The organism is Providencia sp., from assembly GCF_052096715.1.
GTDB lineage: Bacteria > Pseudomonadota > Gammaproteobacteria > Enterobacterales > Enterobacteriaceae > Providencia.
In genome coordinates this window covers 63,590-70,294 of the sequence record NZ_JBQDNB010000023.1, presented here as the reverse complement: position 1 = coordinate 70,294, position 6,705 = coordinate 63,590, and the positions used below count along the sequence as shown (strand labels likewise).

At 40.3% G+C, this 6,705-nt stretch carries 4 protein-coding genes and 4 tRNA genes; 1 reads left to right on the top strand and 7 read right to left on the bottom strand.

Annotated features, from left to right (window positions below):
- Positions 1–113 precede the first annotated feature (113 nt).
- The 7 genes from ACTH6U_RS16000 to nagB form a co-directional block, all read right to left on the bottom strand.
- Positions 114–188: transfer RNA gene (locus ACTH6U_RS16000), tRNA-Gln, on the bottom strand.
- Positions 189–231: 43 nt separating this feature from the next.
- Positions 232–306: transfer RNA gene (locus ACTH6U_RS15995), tRNA-Gln, on the bottom strand.
- Between the two features lie 30 nt (positions 307–336).
- Positions 337–421: transfer RNA gene (locus ACTH6U_RS15990), tRNA-Leu, on the bottom strand.
- A gap of 6 nt (positions 422–427) precedes the next feature.
- Positions 428–504 (bottom strand) — tRNA-Met (locus ACTH6U_RS15985).
- Positions 505–834: 330 nt separating this feature from the next.
- Complete coding sequence (nagC, locus tag ACTH6U_RS15980; RefSeq protein WP_294105001.1) at positions 835–2,058, bottom strand: DNA-binding transcriptional regulator NagC; 1,224 nt, start codon at positions 2,056–2,058, stop codon at positions 835–837.
- Between the two features lie 7 nt (positions 2,059–2,065).
- Positions 2,066–3,232, bottom strand: coding sequence for an N-acetylglucosamine-6-phosphate deacetylase (gene nagA / locus ACTH6U_RS15975; RefSeq protein WP_434719588.1), 1,167 nt, complete (start codon positions 3,230–3,232; stop codon positions 2,066–2,068).
- 75 nt (positions 3,233–3,307) lie between these two features.
- Positions 3,308–4,111, bottom strand: coding sequence for a glucosamine-6-phosphate deaminase (nagB, locus tag ACTH6U_RS15970; RefSeq protein WP_434719587.1), 804 nt, complete (start codon positions 4,109–4,111; stop codon positions 3,308–3,310).
- A gap of 485 nt (positions 4,112–4,596) precedes the next feature.
- Here nagB and nagE point away from each other — a divergent pair, with 485 nt between their 5' ends.
- The gene (gene nagE, locus ACTH6U_RS15965) at positions 4,597–6,624 is read left to right on the top strand and encodes an N-acetylglucosamine-specific PTS transporter subunit IIBC (RefSeq protein WP_434719586.1); all 2,028 of its coding nucleotides are present in this window, start codon (positions 4,597–4,599) and stop codon (positions 6,622–6,624) included.
- Positions 6,625–6,705: the final 81 nt, after the last annotated feature.

Below are 6,705 nucleotides of genomic sequence, written 5' to 3'. Positions count from 1 at the left end.
CCTGTGACCCCAACATTATGAGTGTTGTGCTCTAACCAGCTGAGCTACATAGCCATTCAATATTTTAAAACTTTAAGATATTTTTACTAAGACAACCCTAACAGGGAAGTAGTTGGCTGGGGTACCAGGATTCGAACCTGGGGATGCTAGGATCAAAACCTAGTGCCTTACCGCTTGGCGATACCCCATCCGAGGATACTCACAACTAATTAAATTAAAAATAGATAAGATTGGCTGGGGTACCAGGATTCGAACCTGGGAATGCTAGGATCAAAACCTAGTGCCTTACCGCTTGGCGATACCCCAATCTTAAAATCTATTTCACCGAGAAGGAAATGGTGCGGGAGGCGAGACTTGAACTCGCACACCTTGCGGCGCTAGAACCTAAATCTAGTGCGTCTACCAATTTCGCCACTCCCGCAAATTATGGTGGCTATGACGGGATTCGAACCTGTGACCCCAACATTATGAGTGTTGTGCTCTAACCAGCTGAGCTACATAGCCAACTCTTTTGCATTACCTTCATCGGCGTTGCGGAGCGCATTATGCTAATTACAGGCAGGACAGTCAACAGCTTTTTGCACTATTTTTGAGAAAACCCGTCTGTTTGTTTGATGAATAATCACTTTGTCGATAAAGACAGCAAAAAAACAACCTCATAATTGATAAAAGGTGATTTTTGCTAATTCCCCCCCGTTTCTACTTGATAGCTTTGATATCACGTGCTGAAAAATAAAACGGATGTTATGAAGTCATAAAAAAAAACAAAAATATGAGATGTTAGATTAGGCCGAAAGTCATTTAAGATCAACTTTCGGCAAAAATAATCAATTTTTATTGGTCAAACAGTTTTTGTAATAACTCACCATTGAGCATGGCTCTTTTGGTGAGAGCAAAGGCACCGATTGCTGAATTATGAACGAGTTGGGAGGTCACAATGGGTAAGTTTTCACGAAACCCTTTTAGTGCTTGAGTATCAATGCAGCTTTGAATTGCAGGCAATAAAATCTGTTCGGCTTCTGTGATATCACCAGCAATAACAACCTTTTCAGGATTAAACAAGTTAATTGTAATCGCAATTGCTTTACCTATTTGTCGCCCAACGTGTTGAATGACTTCAGTTGCGAGTGAATCACTTTTATTCGCCGCCTGACAAATATGAGAAATGGTGCAAGTTTCAAGCGTTAGTGAGCTGGTATAACCCTGCTCTAAACGTTGTTTGACTCGATTTTCAATAGCTTGGTTGGATGCGATTGTTTCCAGGCAACCAAAATTACCGCAATGACAAAGTTCACCAAGTGGATCGACTTGAATATGACCAATTTCACCTAAATTGCCGCGATGATTGAGAAGTATCTCTTTATTGATCACCAAACCGGCACCCGCACCACGATGAATACGCACGAGAAGTGAATCTTCACAATCACGAGTTGCCCCGAAATAGCTTTCCGCTAGCGCCAAACTGCGAATATCATGACCAACATAGCAAGTGATATTGAAGTAATCTTGTAAATTATCAATAAGATGCCAATTATCGACCTTGATATGTGGCATATAGTGAACAATGCCTCTATTGGGATTAACTAAGCCGGGGAGAATAACAGAAATGGCAATGAGCTCTTTAATACGTCGCTGGTTGATATCAATAAAATCTTCTATAGCCGCTATCAACTTTTGCTCTACAGCTTGCTGGGAGGGTTCTGTGATGGGGTAATGTCCATCGACAATCATCTTGCCACTTAGATCATAGAGCGCAATGGTTGCATCATAACGACCCAAACGAACACCTATGGTGTGAAAATTTTTGTATTCAGAGACGATGGAGATGGCGCGACGGCCTCCAGTGGAGGCCTGCTGGTCAACTTCTTTAATTAAACCACGTTCGAGTAATTGACGTGTAATCTTAGTCACACTTGCAGGGGCAAGTTGGCTTTGTTCCGCTATTTGAATTCTTGATATTGGCCCATTTTGGTCTATTAGGCTATATACCACGGCACTATTTAGTTGTTTTACCAGATCAATATTACCAATTTGCTTTAGTGTGTGGCTTTGATTCATTAGCTATTTACTCATTTTTGTAGACTTCTTCTCCATTCACATAAGTGGCTAGGACTTTGAAGTCGTGGTTAAACGCAGTTAAGTTAGCAATTTTACCCGGGACGATGGAACCTAAAGAATCATCAACACCAATCGCTCTTGCGGGATACAGTGTTGCCATTCTCAATGTTTCATCTAATGCTATGCCTACGTGTTCTACACTATTTTTAACGGCATCGATCATGGTGAGTGATGAACCGCTGAGTGTGCCGTTTTCATCAACACACAATCCATCCCGGTAGTATATTGTTTTACCTGCAAAGATAAAATGATCCATTTCACCAGTTTGAGGATCAATTCCGGCAGGTGCTGTGGCATCTGTCACTAAAATTAACTTATCGCCTTTAAGTTGTTTACTGTTACGGATATTGGCCCATTGAACATGGAGGCCGTCCGCAATAATGCCAGCATAAACTTCAGGTGTATCATAAATCGCACCTACTAGGCCTGGTCCACGCCCTGAAATATAAGGCATTGCGTTGAAAAGGTGAGTAGAGAAACGAATACCTGCTTTGAAACCTTGCTTCGCTTCTTCGTAGGTCGCATTTGAATGCCCAGCAGAAATAATGATCCCCGCATCTTTTAATTGATGAATGAAATCATCGCTAACCATTTCTGGCGCCAATGTGATTTTAGTAATGGCTTCTGCATGTGCGGCCAAGTAATCGATCATCTGCGCTGAAGGTTGACGAATAAAGTCAGGATTGTGCGTCCCTTTTTTGATGACGTTTATATAAGGCCCTTCAAGGTGTAAACCAAGCGCCTGATTTTTATTATTTTTTAGATAATCAGTCATGACGTTGATGCCATGCTTCATGAGTTCATCTGAACACGTAATTAAAGTTGGAAGGTAGCTCGTACAGCCAGTGCGTTCATTGGCTTTTTGCATGATATCCAAATTTTTCAATGTTACATTTTCTTTATTATCATTGAATTGGACACCACCACAACCATTGACTTGTAAGTCAATAAATCCAGGAGAAAGTATTGCTCCGTTTAGATCGTGTTGTTTAATCGTCGAAGGAAGCTCAGAGACAGGACAAACATGTTTGATGATTTCGCCATCAATGATAACAGCATGGTTATCCAGCCTTTCATGACCGGTATAAATAATGCAATTAGTGAGTGCATACATAAGTTAATAACTCCTGACCTCTGAAAGGAAAACAGTCACCGATCAGTTTGAGCTGATCGGTTAATCGATATAATTTTAGTTAAATTGTCCAAGAATTTCAGACTCAAGCTGTTTAAAATATTTCAGCGTTTTAACTTTGAGTTCGAGTGTTGCAGGTTCATCACAGACAATAAGTGCTTTTGGATGCATTTGTACGCAGCTTACAGTCCATAAATGATTTATAGGACCTTCAACCGCAGCATGCACTGCCATTGCTTTATTTGCGCCTGTTGCTAGTACCATCAATTCTTGTGCATCCATAAGCGTAGCAACGCCTACGGTGAGTGCAAATTTAGGAACTTGATTGATGTCGTTATCAAAAAAGCGTGAATTTGCTTGGCGAGTTTCTGGTGTTAACGTTTTAATACGTGTACGAGAATTTAGCGATGAACCCGGTTCGTTAAATGCAATATGACCATCATTACCCACGCCACCCATGAATAAATTCACACTACCGTAAGATTTCATTTTTTCTTCATAACGGAGGCATTCAGCATCAACATCCGCTGCATTACCGTTAAGCAAGTTGACATTTTCAGTTTGAATATCAACATGATTGAAAAAGTTTTCGTACATAAAAGTACGGTAACTTTGCGGGTGATCAGCTGGAATACCGATATATTCATCCATGTTGAATGTGACAACATGTTTAAAACTAACTTTACCTGCTTGATATAACGCGATTAATGCTTTGTAAGTCGCTAATGGTGTTCCACCCGTAGGTAGGCCAAGAACAAAAGGGCGATCAGCGGTAGGGTTGAATGCGTTAATTTTATCGGCAATAAATTGAGCAGACCAAACACCGACATCATATGCATTATTTAGTGGAAGAAGCCTCATGTAAGTTACCTTTAATAAACTTAAATTATGTAGAGTATATCGTAATCATACTTCAAGCTGCATGTGCGTTAGCAACATTCATCTAGCTAAACAACATACATAAGTATGCTATTAGAGCGCGTTTTGTTTGGTGTCTTTTTGCAACTTGAATTAACAGTATATCGTAATTTATACATTGAGTTGCAGGAGTATTAGCGACACCAATTGTTTGAATGTATCTTGACGTATATTAAAAATAGGCAGTCAAATTCACTGCAAAAGTTATTTTTAATCATAAAATAAGTTTTGCATAATAGCTACTAAATTAAGCAATGAACAGCTTCATTCGTTGACATTTATCACAAATCTCACCTATTTATTTTGTATCGCGAAAGAATTAATTTACACTATGAAATTGATATTATTATTCAGTTAAATTATTCTTTAATTGAATGAAAAATAAGATCCCGCGTATGGGGCAAAACAGGGTTATAAAGGGGGAGTTTGTGAATATTCTTAGCTACTTACAGCGGATTGGTAGGGCACTTATGGTGCCTGTGGCAGTATTACCAGCGGCCGCGATCCTTATGGGGATTGGTTATTGGATTGACCCAGATGGTTGGGGCTCTAATAGTGCAATCGCGGCATTACTACTCAAATCTGGTGCGGCGATTATTGAAAATATGTCCGTGCTGTTTGCGATTGGTGTTGCCTATGGGATGTCAAAAGATAAAGATGGTGCTGCTGCGTTAACCGGTTTTGTTGGCTTCTTAGTTGTTACAACACTGTGTTCTCCTGCATCTTATTCCATGATTATGAATGTGCCTGTGGAAACTGTACCAGCTGCATTCAATAAAATTAATAACCAGTTCGTCGGTATCTTAGTCGGTGTGTTGTCCGCTGAATTATATAACCGCTATAGTGGCGTTGAGCTACCTAAAGCGCTGTCATTCTTTAGTGGTCGTCGCCTTGTTCCAATTTTAGTTTCATTCCTAATGATTTTCTTGGCATTCATACTGATGTATGTTTGGCCTCTCGTATTTAATGGATTAGTTTCATTCGGTGAAAGCATTAAGGATATGGGTTCTGTGGGTGCTGGTATTTATGCATTCTTTAACCGTTTGCTTATCCCTGTTGGTTTACACCATGCTCTTAACTCTGTGTTCTGGTTTGATGTTGCGGGTATTAATGATATTCCTAACTTCCTTGGCGGCGCGAAGTCAATTGAGGCAGGTCTTGCTACTATAGGGGTTACTGGTCGCTATCAAGCTGGTTTCTTCCCAATTATGATGTTTGGTTTACCAGGTGCGGCATTAGCTATTTATCACTGTGCACGTCCTGAAAATAAAGCGAAAGTTGCGGGTATTATGATTGCCGGTGCTTTTGCTGCATTCTTTACAGGTATCACTGAACCACTTGAATTCTCATTCATGTTTGTTGCACCTGTTCTGTTTGTTATCCACGCATTATTGACAGGTATTTCTGTTTATATTGCCGCTTCGATGGAATGGATCTCAGGATTCGGTTTCAGTGCGGGTCTTGTGGATATGCTATTACAAACACGTAACCCACTTGCAGTTAAGTGGTTCATGTTGATTGTTCAAGGCTTAGTCTTCTTCTGTATTTACTATGTCATTTTCCGTTTCATGATCCTAAGATTCAACCTGTTAACCCCAGGTCGTGAACAAGATTCAGGTGATGAAACTATTGATGGCTATGATGAAAATCTAAGTCCAGAAAGCCACAACGATAGCGATATTCAAAAAGAAGCACGCCAATATGTTTCAGCAGTTGGTGGCAGTGATAACATTGTTAATATTGACGCCTGCATTACACGTCTACGTTTAACGGTTAAAGACTCTGCGATTGTAAATGATGCAATGGCTAAACGTATTGGTGCATCTGGTGTTATTCGTTTGAATAAACAAAACGTACAAGTCATCGTGGGAACAAGAGCAGAGCTAGTTGCTAAAGCAATGGGTGATGTGATTGCAAAAGGTCCTATCGCAGCATCAGCGCCAACGGCTGCACCTACAGTGGCTAAAGTGGCGGAACCGACCAAAGCTAAAGGAAATACCATTCTGTCATTGGTGGCACCGGTAAGCGGTCAAGTTTATTCACTTGATGATGTACCTGATGAAGCGTTTTCTAGCCGTATTGTGGGTGATGGTATTGCTATCAAACCGACAAGTGACGAAGTTCTCGCGCCTGCATCGGGTACCGTTGTGAAAATCTTTGAAACTAATCATGCATTTTGCCTAGAAACTGAAAATGGTGTTGAGCTCATTGTTCATATGGGTATCGATACTGTGGCACTTAAAGGTGAAGGCTGTGCTCGTTTAGTTGAAGAAGGTGCTGAAGTTGAAGCCGGTACACCGATTCTAAAATTAGACCTTCCGTTCCTTGAAGCTAATGCTAAATCAATGATAAGCCCTGTAATTATCAGTAATATCGATGATTTTGCGGGTGTTGAGATTTTAGTTGAAGGCCAAGTGGTTGCGGGTGAAACGGTTATTTATAACGTGCTAAAATAATTTGAATTAGTGATGTTATTAAAAAAGGGAGGCTTAGCCTCCCTTTTTTTAGTCATTTTTTAGTTTCTGGCAAAGTATTTT

What these genes read in the sequence shown, in the direction of transcription:
- nagC (WP_294105001.1), bottom strand. Translation starts at nt 2,058, where the DNA reads ATGAATCAAAGCCACACACTAAAGCAAATTGGTAATATTGATCTGGTA.
- nagA (WP_434719588.1), bottom strand. Translation starts at nt 3,232, where the DNA reads ATGTATGCACTCACTAATTGCATTATTTATACCGGTCATGAAAGGCTG.
- nagB (WP_434719587.1), bottom strand. Translation starts at nt 4,111, where the DNA reads ATGAGGCTTCTTCCACTAAATAATGCATATGATGTCGGTGTTTGGTCT.